At 33.7% G+C, this 25,263-nt stretch carries 21 protein-coding genes; 8 read left to right on the forward strand and 13 right to left on the reverse strand.

What is annotated here, in order from left to right:
• Positions 1–44: 44 nt before the first annotated feature.
• The gene (locus tag ACM55K_RS01040; protein WP_416848373.1) at positions 45–3,689 is read right to left on the reverse strand and encodes a UvrD-helicase domain-containing protein; all 3,645 of its coding nucleotides are present in this window, start codon (positions 3,687–3,689) and stop codon (positions 45–47) included.
• Between the two features lie 231 nt (positions 3,690–3,920).
• Here ACM55K_RS01040 and rbfA point away from each other — a divergent pair, with 231 nt between their 5' ends.
• Both rbfA and ACM55K_RS01050 read left to right on the forward strand, forming a co-directional pair.
• Positions 3,921–4,313: a 30S ribosome-binding factor RbfA gene (gene rbfA / locus ACM55K_RS01045; protein ID WP_416848374.1), complete on the forward strand. Its 393-nt coding sequence runs from the start codon at positions 3,921–3,923 to the stop codon at positions 4,311–4,313.
• A 3-nt stretch (positions 4,314–4,316) separates the two neighbouring features.
• Positions 4,317–5,516, forward strand: coding sequence for an ABC transporter permease (locus ACM55K_RS01050; protein ID WP_416848375.1), 1,200 nt, complete (start codon positions 4,317–4,319; stop codon positions 5,514–5,516).
• 77 nt (positions 5,517–5,593) lie between these two features.
• On the opposite strand, the gene ACM55K_RS01055 is transcribed toward ACM55K_RS01050, so the two are convergent.
• Positions 5,594–5,953, reverse strand: coding sequence for a hypothetical protein (locus ACM55K_RS01055; protein WP_416848376.1), 360 nt, complete (start codon positions 5,951–5,953; stop codon positions 5,594–5,596).
• A gap of 22 nt (positions 5,954–5,975) precedes the next feature.
• The gene (dusB, locus tag ACM55K_RS01060; protein WP_416848969.1) at positions 5,976–6,968 is read right to left on the reverse strand and encodes a tRNA dihydrouridine synthase DusB; all 993 of its coding nucleotides are present in this window, start codon (positions 6,966–6,968) and stop codon (positions 5,976–5,978) included.
• A 294-nt stretch (positions 6,969–7,262) separates the two neighbouring features.
• Here dusB and lepA point away from each other — a divergent pair, with 294 nt between their 5' ends.
• Positions 7,263–9,059 (forward strand): translation elongation factor 4, encoded by a 1,797-nt coding sequence (gene lepA / locus ACM55K_RS01065; RefSeq protein ID WP_073209088.1) that lies wholly within the window; start codon positions 7,263–7,265, stop codon positions 9,057–9,059.
• Positions 9,060–9,117: 58 nt separating this feature from the next.
• On the opposite strand, the gene ACM55K_RS01070 is transcribed toward lepA, so the two are convergent.
• The gene (locus ACM55K_RS01070; protein WP_416848377.1) at positions 9,118–10,050 is read right to left on the reverse strand and encodes a 1-phosphofructokinase family hexose kinase; all 933 of its coding nucleotides are present in this window, start codon (positions 10,048–10,050) and stop codon (positions 9,118–9,120) included.
• 107 nt (positions 10,051–10,157) lie between these two features.
• On the opposite strand from ACM55K_RS01070, the gene thiL reads away from it, so the two are divergent.
• A complete protein-coding gene (thiL, locus tag ACM55K_RS01075; RefSeq protein ID WP_416848378.1) occupies positions 10,158–11,204 on the forward strand; it encodes a thiamine-phosphate kinase in 1,047 nt (348 codons plus the stop codon).
• A gap of 68 nt (positions 11,205–11,272) precedes the next feature.
• Here the strand turns inward: thiL and ACM55K_RS01080 are convergent, their stop codons facing one another.
• The 5 genes from ACM55K_RS01080 to ACM55K_RS01100 all read right to left on the reverse strand — a co-directional run bounded on the left by ACM55K_RS01080 (position 11,273) and on the right by ACM55K_RS01100 (position 17,317).
• Positions 11,273–11,968 (reverse strand): response regulator, encoded by a 696-nt coding sequence (locus ACM55K_RS01080; RefSeq protein ID WP_416848379.1) that lies wholly within the window; start codon positions 11,966–11,968, stop codon positions 11,273–11,275.
• Positions 11,965–14,028, reverse strand: a complete 2,064-nt coding sequence (locus tag ACM55K_RS01085) for an ATP-binding protein (protein WP_416848380.1) — start codon at positions 14,026–14,028, stop codon at positions 11,965–11,967. Before ACM55K_RS01085 ends, ACM55K_RS01080 begins: the two co-directional genes overlap by 4 nt.
• 99 nt (positions 14,029–14,127) lie before the next feature.
• A complete protein-coding gene (locus ACM55K_RS01090; protein ID WP_416848381.1) occupies positions 14,128–14,409 on the reverse strand; it encodes a 3-oxoacyl-ACP reductase in 282 nt (93 codons plus the stop codon).
• Positions 14,410–14,584: 175 nt separating this feature from the next.
• On the reverse strand, positions 14,585–15,397 hold the full coding sequence (locus tag ACM55K_RS01095; protein WP_416848382.1) for a LytR/AlgR family response regulator transcription factor: 813 nt from the start codon (positions 15,395–15,397) through the stop codon (positions 14,585–14,587).
• 378 nt (positions 15,398–15,775) lie between these two features.
• Positions 15,776–17,317, reverse strand: a complete 1,542-nt coding sequence (locus ACM55K_RS01100; RefSeq protein ID WP_416848383.1) for a glycine--tRNA ligase — start codon at positions 17,315–17,317, stop codon at positions 15,776–15,778.
• Positions 17,318–17,414: 97 nt separating this feature from the next.
• Here ACM55K_RS01100 and ACM55K_RS01105 point away from each other — a divergent pair, with 97 nt between their 5' ends.
• Both ACM55K_RS01105 and ACM55K_RS01110 read left to right on the forward strand, forming a co-directional pair.
• Positions 17,415–18,098, forward strand: coding sequence for a ComF family protein (locus ACM55K_RS01105; RefSeq protein ID WP_416848384.1), 684 nt, complete (start codon positions 17,415–17,417; stop codon positions 18,096–18,098).
• 289 nt (positions 18,099–18,387) lie between these two features.
• Positions 18,388–18,996 carry a superoxide dismutase gene (locus tag ACM55K_RS01110; RefSeq protein ID WP_416848385.1) on the forward strand — a complete coding sequence of 203 codons (609 nt, stop codon included), beginning with the start codon at positions 18,388–18,390 and terminating at the stop codon, positions 18,994–18,996.
• A 297-nt stretch (positions 18,997–19,293) separates the two neighbouring features.
• On the opposite strand, the gene ACM55K_RS01115 is transcribed toward ACM55K_RS01110, so the two are convergent.
• From ACM55K_RS01115 to purN, 4 genes are all read right to left on the reverse strand, one after another.
• Positions 19,294–21,192: an amidophosphoribosyltransferase gene (locus tag ACM55K_RS01115; RefSeq protein WP_416848386.1), complete on the reverse strand. Its 1,899-nt coding sequence runs from the start codon at positions 21,190–21,192 to the stop codon at positions 19,294–19,296.
• A 142-nt stretch (positions 21,193–21,334) separates the two neighbouring features.
• Positions 21,335–22,258: a PfkB family carbohydrate kinase gene (locus ACM55K_RS01120; protein ID WP_416848387.1), complete on the reverse strand. Its 924-nt coding sequence runs from the start codon at positions 22,256–22,258 to the stop codon at positions 21,335–21,337.
• 105 nt (positions 22,259–22,363) lie between these two features.
• Entirely contained in the window at positions 22,364–22,846 is a 483-nt protein-coding gene (rnhA, locus tag ACM55K_RS01125; RefSeq protein ID WP_416848388.1) for a ribonuclease HI, read from the reverse strand.
• Positions 22,847–22,848: 2 nt separating this feature from the next.
• Complete coding sequence (gene purN / locus ACM55K_RS01130; protein ID WP_416848389.1) at positions 22,849–23,418, reverse strand: phosphoribosylglycinamide formyltransferase; 570 nt, start codon at positions 23,416–23,418, stop codon at positions 22,849–22,851.
• A gap of 174 nt (positions 23,419–23,592) precedes the next feature.
• Here purN and ACM55K_RS01135 point away from each other — a divergent pair, with 174 nt between their 5' ends.
• The gene (locus tag ACM55K_RS01135; RefSeq protein WP_007137004.1) at positions 23,593–23,829 is read left to right on the forward strand and encodes an acyl carrier protein; all 237 of its coding nucleotides are present in this window, start codon (positions 23,593–23,595) and stop codon (positions 23,827–23,829) included.
• Between the two features lie 179 nt (positions 23,830–24,008).
• Complete coding sequence (fabF, locus tag ACM55K_RS01140) at positions 24,009–25,262, forward strand: beta-ketoacyl-ACP synthase II (protein ID WP_416848390.1); 1,254 nt, start codon at positions 24,009–24,011, stop codon at positions 25,260–25,262.
• Position 25,263 lies beyond the last annotated feature (1 nt).

The following is a 25,263-nucleotide window of genomic DNA, read 5'->3' on the forward strand; positions in this document are numbered from 1 at the left end:
TTATAAGTTTATTAAAGCCGTTATTTATTCCTTTCAATAGTAGCTTACAAATTTACTACATCGATTTCTTTCCCTATGTATACCAATGCCTTTTTAACTACTTTGTATCCCATTTTCTCAATAGCATCCTGATAATTCTCCAATTGTTGTTGGTATTTAACATTATGCGTTCCAGTTTTATAATCCAGTAACAATACTTCCTTATCTTTAGTTAAAACCATTCGGTCCGGTTTTACTGTTTTTCCTTCTTTTTGAATGATTGTTTGCTCATTCAAAATTTCATTTCCTTCAGCAAAATAAGTTGAAAGTTCTAAATGATTGACAATTTCCTGAATCGTTTTATAAACTAATTCTTTTTGATTCAGGGTAATTAATCCATTTTCAATAGATTTTGTAATCGCCAAATCAATATCGTTTTTAGTTCTTACAAAAGATAAAATTTCGTGAATGACATTCCCATACTCTATGGCTTCTTGTTGGAGTGTCCCCCACATTAATGCTTCTCGCTGTGCTATTTTTATATTCTTTGGATTTAGAATTTCTGAAACCAAAGGAATCGTTTTTGAAGTATCGATGTGTTGTTTTACTGAAGATAATTTCGTTACATTTCCAAATTCATATTCCAATTTATTTTCATCAAATTGGCCTTTGTTACCCAAATAATTAATAAAAAAACTACACATATTATTCTTTGGAATTTCTCCTTTACTAGATAAATTCATATTTGATATTACATACAACTGCTCCTCAGCTCTTGTTAAAGCAACGTATAAAACATTGATATTATCTAATAATTCTTCCTGCTTTTTTTGATTGTAAACGCCAGCAGCTTCTTCGCCAAATCCTTCTACCGCACTGCTATTGTCGATTAAAACTTTTGGCAAACCAAAATCTTGTTCCTCAGCATTAAGCCATAATTTATCTTTTGGTTTTCGATTATAATCTTCCTCAGCAAAAGGAAAAATAACCACCGGAAACTCCAATCCTTTCGATTTATGAATCGTCATAATTCGAACGGCATTAGTCCCTTCCGGAGATGGAATACTGAATTTCTCTGCATTTTTATCCCAAAAATTCAGGAAATCAGAAATCCCTGCTTGATTGCGAATGTCTCGTTCCAGAACAATGTCTAGAAAATATTGGACGTAGGCATTCCCCTCCCCAACCCTCCCCGAAGGGGAGGGAGACGAAACCGATAAGTTGGAATTTTGAATTTCTTCTTGTTGAATTAATTCTTCTTGTATTCTTTTCAAAACTTCTGAAATACTCTTTATAACTTGCTCATTGGTAAATCGAATGACTTTATAGCCTAATTTATTTAGAGTAATTGTCCTATTATTATCTAACTCAACTTGTTCTTCGGTAAAATGATAATCCCCATCTACTTCAACAACCAGTTTTTTTGACAAACAAACAAAGTCAACAATAAAATCATCTATCAAATGTTGTTGCCTGAATTTATAATCTTCTAATGATTTAGATTTGAGCTCCATCCAAAGAACTTTCTCGGCATGAGTTGGCTGTTTCCTCATCTCTTTTGCTTTTTCAATTAAAAGATGAGAATAATTTCCACCAGTCATGTACCCTAATTTATCCACACGATTCACTATTCCGTCACCCTTTCCTTTGGAGAGGGCTGGGGAGAGGAATTTACTTATTATAGTTTCCACCGCTTCATACAATGATTTTTTTCTAATATTTTGAAACGAAAGCAAAACATCAAAACTCACCAACCAGTCTTCGAAATCAGTTTCCTGAAATAACGCCATTCCTTGAGCGATAAAATCATGAATCGGTAATTTATCCTGACTGTTTTGCGCTAAATATTGAAGAAAATTTGCTTTGGATTCCAAATCAGAACTGTTTTTCAAGTATTTTAATAAATGAATAATCAATCGGACTTCGGTGGCATTTTGAATCATTAGGGTTTCTGACGACAAAAGCGGAATAGCTTGCTCCGTCAGATAATTGGCAATCGCAATTCCTTGGTCTCGTTTTCGAGTCAGAATCACTATATCTTTGTATTGAAACCCTTGTTTTAACGTTTTTTGAATGGTATTTAAAGTTGCTAAAACATACAAATCAGTTTTATCCAAAGCCTCTTCATCTGCCGAAGCTTCGTGATTATTATCTATTTTCTCTACTTTTGGGATGAAAGAAATATTCACATAACCTCCGGTTTTGTCATTGGATTTTTGATGACTGTGATTTTCATACAAATCTTTATAATCCAAATGCTCGAATTCATTCGATAACAATTTAAAGAAATCATTATTGAATTCGATTATCTGAGAATAACTGCGGTAATTTTTATCTAAATGCTCCAGTTTTTTATCGGGATTGTTGAATGGATTTTGGTCTTTACTCAATTCAATAAATTGTTCCGCTTTTCCACCACGCCATCTGTAAATGGATTGTTTGGGATCGCCCACAATCATCAAAGTTCCTTTTACCCCAAAATCATCCTGACCCGAAAGCGCATTATCAATGAGCGGAATTAAATTCTGCCATTGCATTTCGGAAGTATCCTGAAATTCATCAATAAAAAAATGACGGTAGCGCTCGCCCAATCGTTCATATATAAAAGGAGCGGGCTGATTTTGAATTTCACGATGAATAATCGCATTAAATTCGGAAATGGAAAGTACGTTTTGTTCTTCCTGAATTTTGGCTAATTCATTACTGACCGTATTTAATAATGATAAAGGTGTAATGTTTTTCAAGAAAGCTTTATAAAAATTTATCTTTTCGAAAGTTTTGTAAACTTTGTCTAGAAATTGCAATAAATCAGGAATTATATTTTCAATAATCGCACGATCTTTTGCAGTTTTATTGATTTTTATGTCATCAAATTCGTGATAGGTTTTGTTTTTTGGATTGAATTTTCCTTCTTGAATACTCGACAAATGTTTTGGAAAATGTCCCGCGGAAAAGGATTTCGTGTCAATTCCATTTTTTTCGATTAGCAATAACCCTTCTTCTGCAAAAACGACACTTTCTTTTTCCAAAACTTTACAAGCTTCGGTTAATTTGGCTTTGATTTCAACAAACTCAGCGATGGATTTATCTTGAAAATGAGTGATTTCGTTTCGATTATTTTCATTTAAAACCAACCGACCAGTTTCAAGAATTTCACGAGAAATATCCCAAGATTTGTCGTCGTCAGTTTTTTCCATCGTGAAATCAATTAACAACTTGGTTAATGTTTCATCCTCTCCGGCTTGCGCGATAATAGCATCGACGGCTTCTATTAATAAATTTTCGGTATCCAATGTGACTTCAAAAGTCATGGGTAAATTCAAATCGTGTGCAAAAGCCCGAATGACTTTATGCGTGAATTTATCAATCGTCGAAATATCAAAAGCGGCATAATTATGAATAATGTGCTTGATGATTTGCTGTGATTTGGTTTTTATTTCAATGATAGAAAGTTCCGTATCTATGGACAAATCCTGCATTAAATCCTGTGCTTTTGAACTTGGTTCGTCTTTGGCAAACTCGGATAAACTACCTACGATTCGGCTTTTCATTTCGTGTACCGCTTTGTTGGTAAACGTAATGGCGAGAATGTTTCGGTAGGCATCATTTTTTTTGGCAACCAATATGATTTTCAGATATTCTTTGACAAGCGCGTAGGTTTTCCCGGAACCTGCCGATGCGTCGTATATGGAAAATGAAGGTCTTTGCATTGCGATTTTAGATTTCTGATTAACGATTTTAGATTTCGGGTTTAGAATTAGCGTTCTAATTTCCCAAATCCCCTAGCCCTGATAGCAGCGACATCCTTATGTGCCGGGGTTCGGCAAATAAGATATAGCGAATAGCAGGAAATAGCTTCTAAAAACACAACAATTTTTAGGTTACTTTTAAAATTTGTCCCGAAACTTCGGGATAAAACTTAAAAGTAGTATTTTTGCAGCATGGAAACAAATAGACAGAAAAAAATAGGTGGGGTTATCCAAAAAGATTTGGTTGACATTCTACAAGGTGAAGTGAGAAAAAACGGAGTTACAAATTTGATAATTTCGGTATCCAAGGTTGTTGTAACTTCAGATTTATCCGTGGCTACAGTGCATTTAAGCGTTTTCCCTCAGGACAAAGCAAAAGAGATTTTAGAGGCAGTTAAGTCCAATTCTAAAACAATAAAACATGATTTATCACAACGTGTTCGTTTACAATTAAGAAAAGTTCCCAATTTGGTTTTCTTTATCGACGACTCTTTGGACTATATCGAAAAAATTGACAATGCCTTAGCTAACAAAGACAATCCTATTGAGAATAGAGATCTTTTGGACAAACGCAGATTTCAATAAAATTTGAATTTCCCCCTTTACATAGCCAAACGCTATATTCGTAGCAATAGTAAAAACAATGCGATCAATATCATCAATCGGATTGCCAGCATGGGAATTATTGTTGGCGCAATGGCTTTGTTTGTGGTTTTATCTGTTTTTAGCGGGTTGAAAGTTTTTAGTCTTTCGTTTACGAATGACATTGATCCCGATTTAAAAATAAGCAGTACTTTAGGGAAATCACTCCTTATTTCTCCGAATCAAGAAAGCCAAATCAACGAAATTGATGGGCTCGCTTCGTATACTAAAATAATAGAAGAGCGGGTTTTATTCACTTTTGACGGAAAACAGGAAGTTACTTACTTAAAAGGAGTTGATTCCAACTTTAGCAAAGTAAATGCTATTGAAAAGAAACTTTTCAACGGGCAATGGCTCAAACCGAATACCTATCAAGTAGTGGTTGGTTATGGAATTGCCCAGAAATTCTCGATGGGACTGTTTGATTTTAATCATCAATTGGAAGTTTTAGTCCCAAAACCTGGGAAAGGCGCTATCGAAAATCCCGAACAAGCTTTTAATAAAACGGAAATTATTCCTGTTGGGATTTATGCCATCAGCGAAGATCTTGATTCGAAATATGTTTTTGCCGATTTAGGTTTAGCGCAGGAATTATTGGAATACAAAACCAATCAGGTTTCGGGGATTGAAATCAAAGAAAAAGCGGGCGCTGATGAAAGTGCCATCATCGACCAACTTCAAACTATTTTCAATAATACCATTACAGTAAAAAACAGGGCGCAACTCAATGAATCCTTGTACAAAATGCTGAATACAGAGAATATTGCGGTGTATTTAATTTTTACCTTGGTGATTGTTGTGGCGCTTTTCAACTTGATTGGTGCACTGATTATGATGATTTTGGATAAAAAAGGAAACCTAAAAACCTTATTCAATCTTGGAACCGAAATCAAAGATTTACGAAAAATATTTCTGCTGCAAGGTACTCTATTGAGTGTTTTCGGCGGAATTATCGGACTGGTTTTAGGGATTATAATTGTGTTACTGCAACAACATTTTCAACTAGTTATGATTACGCCTACACTGGCGTATCCCGTAGTTTTCTCTCTCGAAAATGTACTGATTGTTATGGGAACGATTGTCACACTTGGATTCATTGCTTCATTGATTGCAAGTAGTCGCGTGAGCAAGAAGTTGTTGGAGTAAGATTTCAGATTAATGATTTTTGATTTCAGATTTAAAAAAAAACACAAAAAATAATTTTAATTTATTGTCGCGAATTATTATCCTTGCCAAACTATTATTTCAGAAACTCTTCCCTTTGTGTCAAATATGATTTTTAATGATCCTGTATTAATTCCAGTGTGTGAGTACCCTAAATAATAATCATAAATAAAACTCTTTTCATTCAAAGGTTTTCCAAGTAAATCGACAATTTCTTTTTTACTTTTCCCTATTAAATCGAAATTATTTCTCAAACTATTCATCATATCCCATCGCAAAGACATATTGTTTTCAGTGTTAAGATCTGCAGTTTTCCATAATTTAGAATCAAATTTTTCACCGCTAATTTTTCCTTTGAAATAAAAAAAAGTAAAAAATATAATCAAACAAGTACAAATAATTAGCCTTAAATTTTTCATAGTAGTCCGTTATATGATTTAGTTAAACAACCTCATAACCCGCATAAACCTCTTCGATTTCATTCAAAGCGGCGAACAACTCTTCAGGACGATCTAGGGTTACTAATTTTTGTTTGTGGGTTTTAAAAGAATGAATTCCTTTGAAATAATTGGTATAATGTGGTCTCGTTTCAACAATTCCCAATCTCTCGCCTTTCCATTCCATAGCCCAAGTGAGGTGATTTCGCACGGCTTCTACTCTATCGACAACGGTAGGTTTTGGTAAATGTTCTCCTGTTTTGAAGTAATGTTTGATTTCGTCAAAAATCCAAGGATAACCAATCGCAGCACGACCAATCATTATTCCGTCAATACCGTATTCGTTTTTATAATGTAATGCTTTTTCCGGAGAATCGATATCGCCGTTTCCGAAAATTGGCATTGTGATTCTAGGATTATTTTTTACTCGGGCAATGTGAGACCAGTCGGAATGGCCTTTGTACATTTGGGCACGAGTTCTGGCGTGTATGCTCAAAGCTGCAACACCAATGTCTTGCAAACGCTCCGCAACTTCATCAATATTAATGGAATTATCGTCCCAACCCAAACGGGTTTTTACGGTTACAGGCAAATGGGTACTATTAATAACAGCCTGAGTCAAACGAATCATCAAATCAACGTCTTTTAAAACGCCGGCTCCGGCTCCTTTGCAAACGACTTTTTTGACAGGGCAACCAAAATTAATATCTATTAAATCAGGGTTTACTGCGGAAACAATTTTGGAGGACATCGCCATAGCTTCTTCGTCACCACCAAAAATCTGGATTCCTACAGGGCGTTCGTAATCGAAGATGTCTAATTTCATTCGGCTTTTGATGGCATCGCGAATTAATCCTTCGGAAGAAATAAATTCTGAATACATCAAATCGGCGCCATGGGCTTTGCACAATCTGCGAAAAGGTGGATCGCTCACATCTTCCATAGGTGCGAGAAGTAAAGGAAATTCGGGTAATATTATGTTGCCAATCTTGACCATCATCATTTAATTTGGTGCAAAATTACGTTTTTTAGATGAAAGGATAAAAGAAGAAAGAAGAAAGACTTAGTATTAAAGCGATTAGTTTGCGAATTCGGGACTTTGAAACTGTTGAATTTAGCTTATATTTGCAGATTAATTGTCGCTGTTTGGCGATTGCGTGAGGGATTGCAGTGGAAATCCTTTTCCTTTTTTCTTTAAAAAGGAAAAGATTGTAGCGGAAAGCCCGACCCTTGTGGTCACGCCCTGAAATAAATTTAGGGTAAACCCAAATAAATTTGATATCAACAGAACATGAAACATATTAGGAATTTTTGCATTATTGCACATATTGATCACGGGAAAAGCACGCTTGCTGACCGATTATTAGGTGCAACACAAACCGTTACCGCTCGTGAAGAAAAAGCACAATTGCTTGATAACATGGACTTAGAACGCGAACGTGGGATTACGATTAAGAGTCACGCGATTCAGATGGAATACACCTATAAAGGACAAGAATACATCCTGAATTTGATTGATACTCCGGGACACGTCGATTTTTCATATGAAGTTTCTCGTTCAATTGCGGCTTGTGAAGGCGCACTTTTGATTGTGGATGCTGCACAAAGTATCCAGGCACAAACGATTTCGAATTTATATTTGGCTTTGGAGAATGACTTGGAAATTATTCCGGTTTTGAATAAAGTGGATTTACCAAGTGCCAATCCTGAAGAAGTAAGTGACGATATTATTGATTTGCTTGGCTGTAAATTAGAAGATATTATTCACGCTTCGGGTAAAACTGGTTTTGGTGTAGAAAATATATTGGCAGCAATTATCGAAAAAATTCCGCCTCCATCAGGAAATGTGGATGAGCCTTTACAAGCGTTGATTTTTGACTCGCATTACAATCCGTTTCGAGGAATCGAAGTTATTTTTCGTGTGAAAAACGGACAGATTAAAAAAGGCCAAAAGATTAAATTCATGGCTACCGGAAATGAATATTTTGCAGATGAAATTGGTACTTTGAAATTAAACCAAGTTCCGAAACAAGTAATTTCAGCAGGTGACGTTGGGTATTTAATTTCTGGAATTAAAGAAGCGAAAGAAGTAAAAGTAGGAGATACGTTGACCGATGCAAAAACGCCAACAACGAATATAATTAAAGGTTTTGAAGATGTAAAACCAATGGTTTTTGCAGGGATTTACCCTGTAGATACCGAAGATTATGAAGAGTTGAGAAACTCTATGGAAAAATTGCAGTTGAATGATGCCTCGTTAGTGTTTTTACCGGAAAGTTCAGCAGCTTTGGGATTTGGTTTCCGTTGCGGATTCTTAGGAATGTTACACATGGAAATTATCCAAGAACGTTTGGAGAGAGAGTTTAACATGACTGTTATTACTACCGTTCCCAATGTTTCGTATTTGGCTTACACCAAAAAAGATCCTACAACACCACTTATAGTAAATAACCCTTCGGACTTGCCGGAGCCTTCTCGTTTAGATCATGTTGAAGAACCTTTTATTAAAGCAACTATCATTACCAAATCTGATTATGTTGGAAATGTAATGAGTTTGTGTATTGAAAAACGTGGGTTGATTACCAATCAAACGTATTTGACAACGGAACGTGTAGAGTTGACTTTTGATATGCCGTTAGCAGAGATTGTATTTGACTTTTATGACCGTTTGAAAACAGTTTCTAAAGGATATGCTTCTTTTGATTATACGCCAATTGGGATGCGAACTTCTAATTTGGTTAAAGTTGATATCTTATTGAACGCAACGATTGTGGATGCTTTGTCCTCGTTGATGCATGCCGATAATGCGTATTCTATTGGTAAAAAAATGTGTGAAAAACTGAAAGAATTAATTCCGCGCCAGCAATTTGACATTCCTGTTCAAGCGGCTATCGGGGTAAAAGTGATTTCACGTGAAACGATAAAAGCGTTGCGTAAAGATGTTACCGCTAAATGTTATGGTGGAGATATTTCCCGTAAACGTAAATTATTGGAAAAACAGAAAAAAGGTAAAAAACGTATGAGACTGGTTGGAAATGTAGAAATTCCACAAGAAGCGTTTATGGCTGTTTTGAAGTTGAATGACTAGTATTTTTGAGTATTAAGATAGAAACCTGATGATGTAAAATTATCAGGTTTTTTTGTTTTTATTTATTCTTCAACCATTCAAACAATCGTTTTGCATCTTCGAATTTAAACAATTGGGTTCCTTCATTCATCGTCGCTGCCGATCCGCAAGCGACTCCCCAACGGATCACTTCTTTCAGGCTTTTATTTTGCGAAAGCGCCCAAACCATTCCGCCTACCATACTGTCACCGGCACCAACAGTACTTTTTTTGGCAACATTAGGAGCTGGAACAAATTCATAAGAATCTTTTGTAACCAATACTGCGCCTTGTGGACCAAGAGAAACGACTACGATTTCGGCACCGCCTTTAGCAATTATTTGTTTTGCGGCTTCGTTTACTTCTCCCAGTTCCAATCGCTCCACACCTATTAATTTTGCCAGCTCACCAACATTGGGTTTGATCATATAAACACCAATTTCTAATGCTTTTTTTAATGATTCACCAGAAGTGTCCACAATTAATTTAGCATTTGATTTTTTTGCGATTTCAGCAATTTTTTGATAAAAATCTACTGATAGACCTTCATTCAAACTGCCACTGGCTACTAGGAATTTTAGTTCAAAGTTAGCTATGGTTTCTAATATTCTTTTGCTTTCTTCTACCGTAATTTTTCCGCCTGTAAACCCAAATCGGTATTGTGAATTGGTGTTGTCATCTACAGCGACAAAACTTTCTCTGGTCCAAGTCTGGACTTCGATTGCTTTAAATTCAACGGATTCTTTGGCCACCAATTCTTCAAGCATTTTACCCATTGGTCCACCAGAAGTAAATACTGCTAAAGATGTTCCTCCTAGACGGGAGATTGCCTTAGAAACATTAATTCCGCCACCTCCCGCATCATACCGAGGCTCATCACATCGTATTTTTTGTTCCGGGACTAACCCTTTAAAATGAGTGCTTTTATCTAAAGCAGGATTAACTGTAAGGGTAACTATATCAAATGACTTCATTTTTCACGAATTTAATACTCTAAAGGTCGGATAAAATTGATAGAATTTGATAGAATTCAAGGCGAATATTTCTTTGTATATTTGCAACCTCAAAACAATGAAAAAAAATGATCGAAGATAAAACCCCACAACGTACAAGTATTGCTCAATTAGGAGAATTTGGATTGATAGACCATTTGACAAAAAACTTTGAAATTAATCAACCTTCTACTTTAAAGGGAATTGGAGATGATGCTGCCGTTTTGGATTTCAAAGATAAAAAAATAGTCGTTTCAACAGATTTGTTGATTGAAGGTGTACATTTTGATTTGGCTTATATGCCCCTTAAACATTTAGGCTACAAAGCAGTTGTTGTCAATGTTTCTGACATTTGCGCGATGAATGCCAAACCAACACAAATAACGGTGTCCATTGCGGTATCTAACCGTTTTCCTTTGGAAGCATTAGATGAATTATTTGCAGGAATTACGCATGCAGCACGTGAATATAATGTAGATGTTATAGGTGGAGACACTACCTCATCACAAAAAGGATTAATTATTAGCATTACTGCAATTGGCGAAGCTGATGAAGAAGAAATCGTATATAGAAATGGCGCTAAACAAACCGATTTATTAGTGGTTACAGGAGATATTGGAGCTGCTTATATGGGATTACAAGTTTTAGAAAGAGAAAAGCAAGTTTTTCAGGTTAATCCAAATTCACAACCGGATTTAGATGCGTATACCTATTTAATAGAACGCCAATTAAAGCCAGAAGCGAGAAAAGATGTCCGTACCTTATTGCACGCTTTGGAAATAAAACCAACCTCTATGATTGATATTTCTGATGGATTATCATCTGAAATTATGCATTTGTGCAAGCAGTCTAAAGTGGGTTGTAATTTATATGAGGACAAACTACCTATCGATCCTCAATTTATTAATGTTTGTGAAGAATTCAACATCGACAGTACAACTGTTGCAATTAATGGAGGAGAAGATTACGAATTGCTTTTCACCATTGCTATGGAGGATTTTGAAAAAATAAAAGGAAATCCAAATTTCACGATTATTGGTCACATGACACAAGAAAGTGAAGGAATCCATTTAGTCACTCGTGCCAATACAAAAATTGCTTTAAAAGCGCGTGGTTGGGATGCTTTGAGCGAATAGAAATCTCTAAAATAAATAAAAAACGACACCTGAAAAAGTGTCGTTTTTTGTTAAAAATTCATTTAGAGCTAAAAAAGCAATCCTTGATTTTTTGCTTCGCGTATTAAATCAATATCACTATCATTCCCTATTTTTAATAACTCTTTTAGATTTAGCTTTCTTCTTTCAATTTCTCCTAATGAAATCGGAATATACTGCGGAATCTCACTCAGCTTAGTGCCTTTTGACAAATGAAATAAAATTTGCTTATCAAATTGATCAATTTCTATTGTGTCCTTTTCTCCTAAGTCTAACATTTTTTGAACAGATTGACTATAATAAATTTTATTATTTATGACTTTATCAAAGGCAAATAGTAATTCGTCAAATGTGAGATCATTTTTTATTACTAACCCATTTGGATTTATTGTTTTAATAATGGTCTTTATTTTTAGCAATTCTGTATACATGGTAAGCAAAATGATTTTGCAATCAGGCATGGTTTCATTAATCAATTTAGCCAAATCTTCTCCAGAATAAAGACCTTTTTCTTCATAAGGTGGCATGCTAATATCTAAAAAAGCAATATCAAAAGCTAAAGTATCTGGATTTGTAATAATATCGTATGCCGATTTACAATCCTTAGCTTGACTAATAAAAAACTGAAATTCCTTAGGATTATATCTTGTAATCGCATTCTTATACCCTTCAATAATAAAAGGGTGATCATCAACAATTAATATATTATTTTGAATCATTATCTTTTCAGTTGAGGCAATTGTCATTTCTCTGTAAGTATTTGTTTCTGTTCTATTGGGACTGTAATTGTAATAGTTGTTCCTTCTCCTTTATTTGATTTTATCTCTACTGTTCCATCACATTCATTTGTTCGAGATTGTATATTTTGTATACCAATACCTCTTTTAGCTTTGTTCACATTAAACCCAACGCCATCATCATTTATTGACAAAAATAAATCATCCCCTTTTTTCTTGATTTTAACTTTAATAGTATTCGCATCAGCGTACTTATTAATATTTTGAAGCGACTCCTGAATAATTCGATATAAATTTATTTTAACAGCATTACTTAATGACTCCCATTTTATAGCAGGATCAATGATCGTAACTAATTTTGGTTCAAATGTCTTTTTTTGTTCCTCAAATAAATTATTTACAATGGCAACGAAGTTATTAATTAATTCTGATTTTTCTCTATTCAAATCATGTGAAATTTCACGAATATCCTGTTCTATATTTTTTAATTCTGACAAATAACTATTTCTTTGATTAACGGCAATGTCATCATTAAATTTATTCAAGCCATCTAAATTCATACGTACACCAAACATTCTTCCTAACACCCCATCGTGTAATTCTTGCGCAACTCTTTTTTTCTCAACAATTCTATTCGTCTCAATAGTGCTTTGCTGTGAAATCATTAAATTATAGATTTCCTCATTTACCTTTTGTTGCTCTTGTTTGAACAACAGCTCTCTATTCTTCGTTTTTTGAGCTTTAATAATATACAAAAACAAACCTAACATAGTAAAAGCGCTAAACCCAAATAATAAATTCCTATTTTTAGTTTCCAGATCCGTATTCTCACCTTTTATTTGATCTGTTTCATATTCTATGCGAGAGAATTTATCCCCCATTTTACGTTCACTTTTTTGTAAATTTTCATTGATATGAATGTATTCTTTTGAATAAACAGATGCTTTTTCAGGCTCTATAATAGCTAATTGTTTAAGTGCAACTAGAATATCTTGCGAAATATTGGTGTTTCGAGCAAGTAATAATGCTTCTTTAGAATACTGTAAAGCTTTGATATTGTCCTTTTTTGAAGCAAAATATTCTGACAAATGGATCTTGTTAATAAATATCCCTGAAGTTAATTTTAAACTATCTCGTAATTTTAGGGATTGAAAAAATAAATTTGGTAACTCATCCGAATCTTTCAATTTGAATTTTGAATAGGCTAAATTGTCCAATAACATTGCATATAATGCAGGTTTTTGACTACTCAAATTTTTTTGTCCCAATCCCTTTTGAAAATAATTTTTCGCTAAATAATAATTTTGTGAATTCAAATAAAGAAACCCAATATTATTAAAAGTGGTAGCTTTGGACTGAAATTCCTTAGGTATTATTTCGTCATCACTAATTAATAATGCCTTATTATGATAGGTTATTGCATTTTCGTATTCGCCAAGTTCACCATATATTATTCCCAAAAGGTTATACGCATCGTATAAAATATTATTTATTTGCTTTTCTCCTTTAATTATCCGCAACACACTGAAAACTGATTTTTCAGAAGCTAAAAAATCACCTGCCTTATATTGCAAATTTGCTTTATTTATTAATGTTTTTCCTAAATTAAAGTTATCACCCAGTTTAGTATACATTTTTTCTGATTTATAATAAAACAAAAAAGCACTGTCTAAAACCGCTTGTGACTCATAATAATCGCCTAAATAGGTGTACGCTTTCGTTATATTTATAGTATCCTTCGCACTTTCAGACTTTTCTAAAACAAGATGCACTGTTTTATTAAAATCTTTCCAATTATCTATATTATAATACCGGTTAGCAACTTTGAATAGACTTACTCGATTTAGCGAATCATTCTCTTGATTCACAACTATATCAAACGCTTTATTATTATATTGTTGTCTTTTTTCTCTAGGCAAACCGAAATCATTAGCTAATGAAAAATAAATAGAAAGACTATCCTCTGAAGAAGAAGAAGTAACGGTAATATTTTCTATTTTTTTTTTGGAACAACCAAAAAAAATAAACAACAGAAACAATAATAGATATATGAAGTATTTTTTTTTCAATAGTCGCTAATGAATTTTATCAAAAATAGTAAAATAAAACTATTGACATAAAAAAAGGCTATCAAATAATTGATAGCCTAAAATATAATTTGAAAAAATTTAGTCTACTTTAACATTTCCTCCTGTAGAAGTTCCTCCAATAATATCTACTTTAACATTTCCTCCTGTTGAAGTCCCACCAATAATATCTACTTTAACATTTCCTCCTGTTGAAGTTCCGCCAATAATATCTACTTTAACATTTCCTCCTGTCGAAGTTCCACCAATAATATTAACATTAGTGTCAGATTTTACAGTATTATTATTTGTTTCTGGTGTAGTGAATGATGTTAAGATCATTACTAAAGAGAATAAACCGATTGTTAAGATTGCTTTTTTCATAATTTGGGGTTTTTATGTTGTTATGTTTTTTTACTTTTTTTCGCTTCCTTTTGCAGGAAATTGTTTCGTAAAACTACATAGGTAATCTTAAAAATTCCTACAAAAAAAGACGTATATGGTAGAATATAGCCGTTTGATAGTGAATGACACTCAAATTATGGTAAATGACTATTTTTTAAATTTCCAAGTAATTTCCGTTAGAGAAATCGGAAATAATAAGGTCAATATTTGCCTTATACGATTTGGAGAAAGGAAGCTTTGTAGTGGTATTTTTAATATAACATACCGTATTTCCTGTATGAATTCTAGAAATATAATTTCGGTTTACAATATAACTGTTATGGATCCTGATAAAAGGAAAAGATAAAATTCCCTCAAAATGCTTTAATGTTTTGAAAGCAGTTATCATTTCACCATTATTTAGGTGTATATCAGTAGAATTATTATCCGCTTGGAAATAGCAAATATCTTTAGCATCAATATACCTGTAATCACCATATGATTTTATACATAGAATAAGAGGTTGCTCCTGATTTGGTATTTCTTGTCTAACTGAAACTGTAGGTTTTTCATCAAGGGCTGGTGATTGTTTCGAAAGAACTTCTTCTGCGTTATTCGATTTGTTCAATTTTAAAATTGATTTTACAATATCGATACGCGTCAATGGTTTTAATAAATAATCTGCCACTTCATATTGAATAGCCTCAAAAGCCAAATCTTTCTTTGTGGTAGTAACAATAATCTTCGGAATTACTTTAAGGTACCTGTATAACTCATTAATGAGTATTAACGATAAATTACTTTCCTTATTAGTAGGGTCAATTTCAAGAAAAACTAATTGAGGAGTGTGTTCTAAAATAAGATTTAAACCATCCGTGTAATTATTTGCTGATGCCACAAAAGTAAGCTCCGAAAAACTATCAGCAATGGCTTTCGTTTTCGAAACACTTTCTTGATCATCGTCAATAATAATGTACGAGTAATTCATCAATGGCTATTCCTAAAATTGTTAGGCATGACATCAGATTTCCAAAGTAAAATGCACTTCAAATTATTAAGTAATATTGGTAGTTTTGGGAAACTAATTAAACAAAAGCATAAAATATTGCATAAAAACCTTTATTTAACAGTCTAAAAATAAGCATTTAACCGTTTTTTAATAGATCTTGTTAATATGTTTTTAACAAATGTTGATACATTAAGATGAAGCGCAAATAAATCCGATAAAGCGCATAAATTCTTATTATAAAAGAAATTAATAACTATTTCTTTTATAATTAATTGTGCATTAAAAAAATTACTGGCCTATGCAAAATAAAAAAGCTCTCCGTTTCGGAAAGCTTTTCTTATATAAACAAAAAAACAATTACATTTTCATCAACCAATTTTTGATCGAAACTTCATTCTCAATAATTGATTTCAAATCCGCAATTTTTACACGGTCTTGTTTCATCGTATCTCTATGACGAATTGTTACGGTTTGATCCTCGATAGTTTGATGATCCACGGTAATACAAAAAGGGGTTCCTAATGCATCTTGTCTTCTGTAACGTCTTCCTACAGCATCTTTTTCATCATAAGCCACATTGAAATCCCATTTTAAATCTTCAATGATTTTATGAGCTATTTCTGGCAATCCGTCTTTTTTAACCAATGGGAATACTGCTGCTTTTGTAGGTGCTAAAACTGCCGGTAATTTCAGGACTGTTCTAGTAGAGCCATCTTCTAATGTTTCTTCTTTTAGTGAAGTTGCAAAAACAGCTAAGAACATTCTGTCTAATCCTACTGAAGTTTCCACTACATAAGGAACATAGTTTTGATTCAATTCAGCATCAAAATATTGCAATTTTCGACCTGAAAACTGTTCGTGTGCTTTCAAATCAAAATCAGTACGAGAGTGAATTCCTTCTAATTCTTTGAATCCAAAAGGAAAGTTAAACTCAATATCAGCGGCTGCATTCGCATAATGTGCTAATTTCTCATGATCGTGAAAACGATAATTCTCTCTTCCTAAACCAAGAGACAAATGCCAGTTAAGTCTAGCTGTTTTCCAATGCTGGTACCATTTCATTTCATCGCCTGGACGTACAAAAAATTGCATTTCCATTTGTTCAAACTCACGCATACGGAAAATAAATTGTCTTGCTACAATCTCATTCCTAAAAGCTTTTCCAGTTTGTGCAATTCCAAAAGGAACTTTCATTCTTCCTGATTTTTGAACATTCAGGAAATTCACAAAAATACCCTGAGCAGTTTCTGGACGTAGGTATAAATCCATTGCCGTATCCGCTGATGCTCCTAATTTTGTTCCGAACATCAAGTTAAATTGACGTACTTCGGTCCAATTTCTTGAACCTGATTCCGGACAAGCAATTTCCAATTCTTCAATTAAAGCTTTTACATCTTCCAAATCTTCGTTACCAAGCGAACGTGCCATTCTTTCCAGAATCTCTCTTTCTTTGGCTTTATACTCCATAACACGGGCATTTGTTGTCACAAATTCCTGTTCATTGAAAGCATCACCAAAACGGGCACGCGCTTTTTCAATTTCTTTGATTGCTTTTTGATTCAGCTTTTCGGCATAATCTTCAATCAAAACATCGGCTCTATATCTTCTTTTCGAATCTTTGTTGTCAATCAATGGATCGTTGAAGGCATCTACGTGACCTGAAGCTTTCCAAGTGGTTGGATGCATTAATATTGCAGCGTCAAGACCAACAATGTTATCGTTCATTTGAACCATCGCCTTCCACCAATATTCGCGTATGTTCTTTTTTAATTCCACTCCGTTTTGTGCATAATCATAGACTGCACTTAAACCATCGTAAATTTCACTTGACGGAAAAATAAATCCGTATTCTTTTGCGTGCGAAATTACATTCTTAAATAAATCTTCTTGTTTTGCCATAATAGTGCAAAAATATAAAAAGTGAACTTAAAAAAAAGAAAATTGTTAAAGATTGAAGCATTGATTTGTCTATTTTTATAAATAAATCCTTGATTACATGTTTGAAAGCATTATAAATCTCTTTTTTCCAAAAGTCTGTTCTGGTTGCAGCTCGTTTTTAGTAGTAAATGAAAATGTGATTTGTACGGTTTGCAGACATGATATTCCATTGACCAATCATCATTTGAATCCAGTGAATGATGCTTTCAAAAAATTTTACGGAAGAATTCCTGTAATTCACACTTCTGCATTATTTTATTTTCATAAAAAGGGAATTGTTCAAGAACTCATTCATAATTTGAAATATAAAGGGCACGAGGAAATAGGAACAATTTTGGGAGAATGGTACGCCGAAGATTTAAAGAATATCCAATTATTAAAAACTGTTGATGAAATTATCCCCGTTCCATTGCATCGAAGAAAACTAAAAGAAAGAGGATACAATCAAGTAACAGCTTTTGGAAAAGCGCTTTCTTCGAGTTTAAATTTAGATTATAATGATTCGCTATTGATTCGGAATGTCTATTCAAAAACCCAATCCAAGAAAAATCTATTAGGAAGAACGGAAGGAATTGAAACTATTTTTGATGTTTCCTTTACCGAAAAAGACCATCATAAACATTTTCTTTTAATTGATGACGTTATCACAACCGGAGCCACACTAGAAGCTTGTTCCCATGCTTTATTGAAAATTCCCGGTATAAAAATCAGCATTATTTGTATGGCAATGGCACAGTCTTAATTTGGAAATTTTGGTTTTAAAAACGTATATTTAAAATAGAATGGCAATTTAAATCACAGTCGTTTTTTAGTCCTGATTGAAGTGAAAATCCTTTTTATTTGCCTTTCCGACAAATAAAAAGATTACAGCGGAAAGCAAGAAATGGCTCCTGAAAATAAGTCTGTTACAATTAAAAAGAGCAAACTATCAATTAATTTAATGAAATTATAACAAAATAGAGTTTCCGTTTCCAAAGTTAAATGTATAAATTTGATAAAATTTTTTATAAATCATTTAAACAATCATAATTATGGCTTTCGAATTACCACAATTACCTTATGCGTATGACGCATTAGAACCTTATATTGATGCGCGTACAATGGAAATTCACCATTCTAAACATCACAATGCTTACACTACCAATCTTAATACCGCAATAGTTGGGACGGATATGGAAGGTAAGACAATTGAAAATATTTTGATTAATCTTGATTTGAAAAACGCAGCGGTCCGTAACAACGGTGGTGGGTTTTACAATCACAACTTATTTTGGACTGTAATGACACCAAACGGTGGCGGACTTCCAACTGGAGATTTATTGGCTGCTATCGAAGCTGCTTTTGGAACTTTTGAAGAATTTAAAGCATCATTCAGCAAAGCTGGAGCTACTCAATTTGGTTCTGGATGGGCTTGGCTGTGTGTACATAAAGGTGGAAAAGTGGATGTTTGTGGAACTCCAAACCAAGATAATCCTTTAATGCCAGGTGTAGGTTGTGGTGGAACTCCAATTTTAGGAATGGATGTTTGGGAACATGCTTACTATTTACATTACCAAAACAGAAGACCAGATTATATTGAAGCTTTTTTCAATGTAATTAACTGGACGGAAGTAGCTAGAAGATATGCTTTAGAGAAATAAAAATAGAGACAGGATGAAAGAATCAAGACTTCAAAAATGAATGTTGTCTAGGTTCTTTCATTTTAAAACAAAAAGCGCCGATTTCAAATTTTGAAATCGGCGCTTTTTGTTTATCCTATTTTTGACTTTATTCCAATAAAAAAGGTGGAATTTCTTCCACCTTTTTTGCCCCAAATCTACCATAAACTTAACCTACTAATGTTATGGTGATTCAAATTTATATCAGTTGTTTAATCAAAACAAATAAATTAGACAAACAACACATAAAACCGATTAAGAACTTAATTTGCTCAATTACTAGTATGCTCTAGCATCTTTTCCTTCATAAAAATTCATAAATGCACGATTCACTACTCGATTTCCTCCAGGTGTAGGATAATCTCCAGTGAAGTACCAATCCCCTAAGTTTTTAGGACAAGCAATATGTAAATCTTCCACAGTTTGGAATATTATTTTTACTTCAGCATTGATTTCAGGAGAGCTTAACATTTCAGCAATTTTGTTTGAAACTTCTTGTGGTTGAAAAGGCTCATAGATTGCCGTTACATAATTTACAACATCGCTGTCAATGTAATTTTCCTGTGCTTTACATTTCAAATACACTTCATCAACAATGTGATACAAGTTTCTTTCCTTTAACAATTCTAATGCTGCCTTAAATGCCACCAAACCTTCCAGTTTAGCCATATCAATTCCGTAACAATCAGGATATCTAATTTGTGGCGCAGAAGAAACGATCACAATACGTTTTGGATTCAAACGATCCATCATTTTGATGATACTCATTTTCAGTGTTGTTCCACGTACGATACTATCATCAATAATCACCAGATTATCTGTTGGTTTGATAACGCCGTAAGTTACATCATAAACGTGGGCAACCAAGTCATCACGGCTACTGTCTTCTGTAATAAATGTTCTTAGTTTCGCATCTTTAATCGCTACTTTCTCCGTACGGATTTTTACCGAAAGCAATTCTTGTAAAGAATCCTTAGTTAAAGTATTTCTATTTTCAAGGATGTAATTATTCTTTCTTTGGTTTAAAAAATCTTGAGCCGCTTCAACTAATCCGTAGAAAGATGTTTCAGCAGTATTTGGAATATAAGAAAAAACAGTATTATCCGTATCTTCATCAATAGCTTCCAAAACAGCAGGCAAAATAAGTTTTCCTAAATTTTTTCTTTCTTGATAAATTTCAGCATCACTTCCTCTTGAAAAATAAATACGTTCAAAAGAACATGCTTTTTTAACTGTTGGAGGAAGAATCTCTTCCATTGAAACAGTTCCGTTTTTCTTAATTATTAATGCATTTCCAGGTTCTATTTCTTGTACTTTTTCAAAAGGCACATTGAAAACGGTTTGTATAACCGGTCTTTCAGAAGCAACAACAACTACTTCGTCATCTTGATAAAAATAAGCCGGACGTATCCCTGCAGGATCTCTAAATACAAATGAATCTCCGTGTCCTAAAAGTCCTGCCATAGCATAACCTCCATCTAAATTTTTAGAAGAACGTCTCAAAATTTTTGCAATATCTAAGCGTTCCGCAATAACAGGAGATGCTTCTCTTTTAGACAAACCTTCTTCTTTACAATCTTGATACAATTGCATCACTTCTTTGTCCAGAAAATGTCCAATTTTTTCCATAACCGTAACCGTATCCGCCATTTCTTTTGGATGTTGCCCTAATTCTACCAAGTTTTGAAAAAGTTCTTTTACATTGGTCATATTGAAATTTCCGGCCAATATCAGATTTCTATGCATCCAATTGCTTTGGCGTAAAAATGGATGAACGCTTTCGATACTATTTTTTCCAAAAGTTCCGTAACGCACATGTCCCAAAAACAACTCCCCTATGTAAGGAATATTTTCTTTTTGAAGCGCAACATCATCTGCATATTCAGGATGAGATGCCATTTCTTCATTTATTCTTTCATTTATTTGTTTAAATACATCTTGAATGGGCTGAGAATGATTTGATCGCACGCGACTTATATATCGCTCACCGGGTTCAACATCCATTTTAATACTTGCAAAACCAGCTCCGTCTTGCCCGCGATTGTGTTGCTTTTCCATAAGGAGATACATTTTTTGTATTCCGTAGAAAGCTGTTCCGTATTTTTCTTTGTAAAACTCAAGCGGTTTAAGTAGTCTAACTAGGGCTATTCCACATTCGTGTTGTAAAGCGTCGCTCATTGTGTTGTTGTTTGTTGTTGTGTTTGTTGATATACACTAATTATTGTCCTTAAAAGAACATCTATAATTAGGCCAAAATTAAACCCTGTAATTTCTTGCCAAATTTATTTAAAAAAAAACCTCGTTTCCGAGGTTTCATGTATTATAATTCTATATCAAATTGCGTCAATGATTTGAATTGCTTCAATCTTGACAGCACTTCTTCTTTATCTAAATCAATCATTCTTTCCGTTCCAAATTTCTCCACACAAAATGAAGCTAAATTAGAACCATAAATGATTGCGTTTTTCATGTTTTTGAATGAAATATTTTCACTCTGAGTAATAAATCCTGCAAATCCACCTGCAAAAGTGTCTCCTGCTCCTGTTGGATCAAAAACTTCTTCTAATGGTAATGCCGGAGCAAAGAAAACTTCTTTATTATGAAACAATAAAGCACCGTGTTCTCCTTTTTTAATCACCACGTATTTTGGTCCCATGGCATGAATTTTTGTAGCAGCTTTCACTAGAGAATATTCTCCCGAAAGTTGTCTTGCTTCTTCATCATTTATGGTAATAACATCTACACGTTTAATCACATCCAATAATTCTGGTAAAGCACAGTCCATCCAAAAATTCATAGTATCCAAAACTACCAATTTAGGTTGTGTTTCCATTTGATCTAAAACACTGCTTTGCACTAATGGATGCAAGTTTCCTAACATCACCACATCCGAATTTTTGAAATTTTGAGGAACTTTTGGCTGAAAATCTGCCAAAACGTTTAATTGAGTATCTAAAGTATCTCTTGAATTTAAATCGTTATGGTAACGACCGCTCCAAAAGAAAGTTTTTCCTCCTTTTACAACTTCGACACCCGAAATATCTATGTTTCTTGCGGTTAATAAATCTAAATATTCTTGTGGAAAATCATCGCCAACTACAGAAACTATTGCAGATTGTAAATTGAAATAAGAAGCTGAGAGTCCGATGTATGTTGCTGCGCCGCCTAAGATTTTATCTGTTTTTGCAAAAGGAGTTTCAATTGCGTCGAAAGCTACAGTTCCAACAATCAATAATTTATTCATTTTTTGTGTTTCGAATTAAAGCGCAAAGATAGTTCATAAGTTGTAAAATTGCAAAGGGTCTCAGTCGTAAAGTTTTGCTAATTTATTTTACTGGAATCCACTGTTTTACAACAACTTTCCTTCTTCTTTTTCATAAAAAGCATCTACAGAAAGTTGCTTTTGCATCGAGGCCATAACTGCCAACTCGTCACATCTTTCGTTTTGAACATGATTATTATGTCCTTTTATCCATTTGAAATTAACTTTGTGTTTTCTATACACAACCAGAAAACGTTTCCACAGATCAGAATTTTTCCTATCCACAAACCCTTTTTTTTCCCAGCCTAAAACCCACTTTTTCTCAACGGAATCCACCACATATTTAGAATCGGAAACAACTAAAACTCGGGTATTTGGATTTTTTAATTTTTCAAGACCCACAATTACCGCAAGCAATTCCATTCTATTATTAGTGGTATGACGAAAACCCTCATAGAATTCCTTCTTATAAGGCTTGCCTACCCATTCCATCACAACTCCGTAACCGCCGGGACCCGGATTTCCTTTGGCAGCGCCATCCGTATAAATATGTACGTCGTGAGTATTCAAAATTATAAATTATGTCTTAACAGTTTTTCAATCACTTCCGGAAAATATTTTTGCTCCAATTCATGAATTTTTTCGGCAACTTGTTCAGGAGTTTCATCGCCTGATAAAACTACATTTTTTTGAAAAAGAATATTTCCTTCATCATAATTTTCATTCACATAATGAATGGTAATTCCGGTTTCTTTTTCTTTATTCCCAACAATTGCTCTGTGTATATGCATACCATACATTCCTTTTCCACCGTATTTTGGCAACAATGCAGGATGAATATTTATTATCTTATTAGGATATGTCGCGATAATGTTATCCGGGAATTTTAATAAAAATCCAGCTAAAACAATCAAATCAGGTTGAATGTTATTTACTATTTGTAATACTTTGCTTTCATTTAATTCTTCTTTTGAAAAAATATCTGTTGATACACCATAATTTCTAGCCCTTTCAATCACTTTAGCATTTGGGTTGTTTGTAAACACCGCTTCAACTCTTGCAATTTCAGTTGCAGCAAAATATTTGATGATATTTTCAGCATTAGTCCCCGATCCAGAGGCAAAAATCACTATTTTTTTCATAACCTGACAATTTTAATTACGCAAAAAAAGGCATAAAAAATGAAATTAAATAACATTCAGAAGCCTTTGTCAAATATATTTTATAAATTAGACCTCACATTTATTAACTAAATAGTTGTTTTCAAATAAAGTTTTTTATTTTTGCCAACAAATTAAATTCTAAAATTAAAGATTATGTCAGACATTGCATCAAGAGTAAAAGCGATTATCGTAGACAAATTAGGTGTTGACGAAAACGAAGTTGTAACAGAAGCAAGCTTCACTAATGATTTAGGAGCTGACTCATTAGACACTGTTGAGCTTATTATGGAATTCGAAAAAGAATTTGACATTCAAATTCCAGACGATCAAGCAGAAAACATTGCTACTGTAGGTCAAGCAATCTCTTATATAGAGGAAGCTAAGAAATAATAAATTACACACCCGTTTGCAATACTGTAAACGGGTGTTATTATTTTTTAAAAAATTAAATTCGAGATTGAACTTCAATCAAAATATATTTATTGTAATACCCATGGCTCTTTTGTAGGAATAATACAATAAAGAAAGCATGGGTTTTATTTGTTTAAAGATAACAAAATAAAGAATTTATGGTATTAAGACGAGTTGTTGTAACAGGTTTAGGCGCTCTTACTCCTATTGGGAATAATATTGAAGAGTATTGGAATGGCCTCATTAACGGCGTTAGTGGAGCAGCACCAATAACTTATTTTGATGCTTCAAAATTTAAAACACAATTTGCATGCGAATTGAAAAATTTTAATGCCGAAGATTTCTTAGATAGAAAAGAAGCCAGAAAAATGGACCGCTATGCACAATATGCTATGGTTGCATCTGATGAAGCTGTACTTGATGCTGGTTTCAATTTTGAAAAATTAGATAAAGACAGAGTGGGTGTTATATGGGGATCTGGAATTGGAGGATTAGAAACTTTTCAAATAGAAGTTCTTAATTTCGCTGCTGGTGACGGAACACCAAAATTCAATCCTTTCTTCATCCCTAAAATGATTGCCGATATAGCTGGTGGTCATATTTCAATAAAATATGGCTTTAGAGGACCCAATTTCACAACCGTTTCAGCTTGTGCTTCTTCTACAAATGCTATTATTGATGCTTTTAATTACATAAGATTAGGTCATGCAGATGCTATGGTTACAGGTGGTTCTGAAGCTGCGGTAACTATTGCGGGAATGGGTGGATTTAATGCCATGCATGCTTTATCTACAAGAAATGATGATCCAAAAACAGCGTCAAGACCAATGGATAAAGACAGAGATGGATTTATACTAGGTGAAGGAGCTGGTGCTCTTGTCCTTGAAGAATATGAACATGCTGTAGCTCGTGGCGCAAAAATTTATTGCGAAATTGGTGGTGGCGGAATGTCAGCAGACGCACATCATATTACAGCTCCACATCCTGAAGGATTAGGTGCCAAAAATGTAATGTTGAATTGCTTAAGAGACGCAGGTTTACAGGCAAGTGATGTTGATGGTGTAAACATGCACGGAACATCTACTCCTCTTGGAGACATGGCAGAATCTAAAGCTATTTTACATGTTTTTGGAGAACATGCTTATACCATGAATTTGAATTCAACTAAATCAATGACAGGTCATTTACTTGGTGCTGCCGGAGCAATTGAAACTATTTCTTCGATTCTTTCTATGAAATACGGAATAGTACCACCTACAATAAATCATTTTACTAATGACGAAAGTATTGATAGTAAATTAAATTTTACTTTTAATGTTCCTCAAAAAAGAGAAATGAATGTTGTTATGAGTAATACTTTTGGTTTTGGAGGACACAATGCTTGTGTATTAGTAAAAAAATTAGCCATCTAAA

The sequence above is a fragment of the Flavobacterium arabinosi genome, from assembly GCF_048158725.1.
In the GTDB taxonomy this organism is placed as follows: domain Bacteria; phylum Bacteroidota; class Bacteroidia; order Flavobacteriales; family Flavobacteriaceae; genus Flavobacterium; species Flavobacterium arabinosi.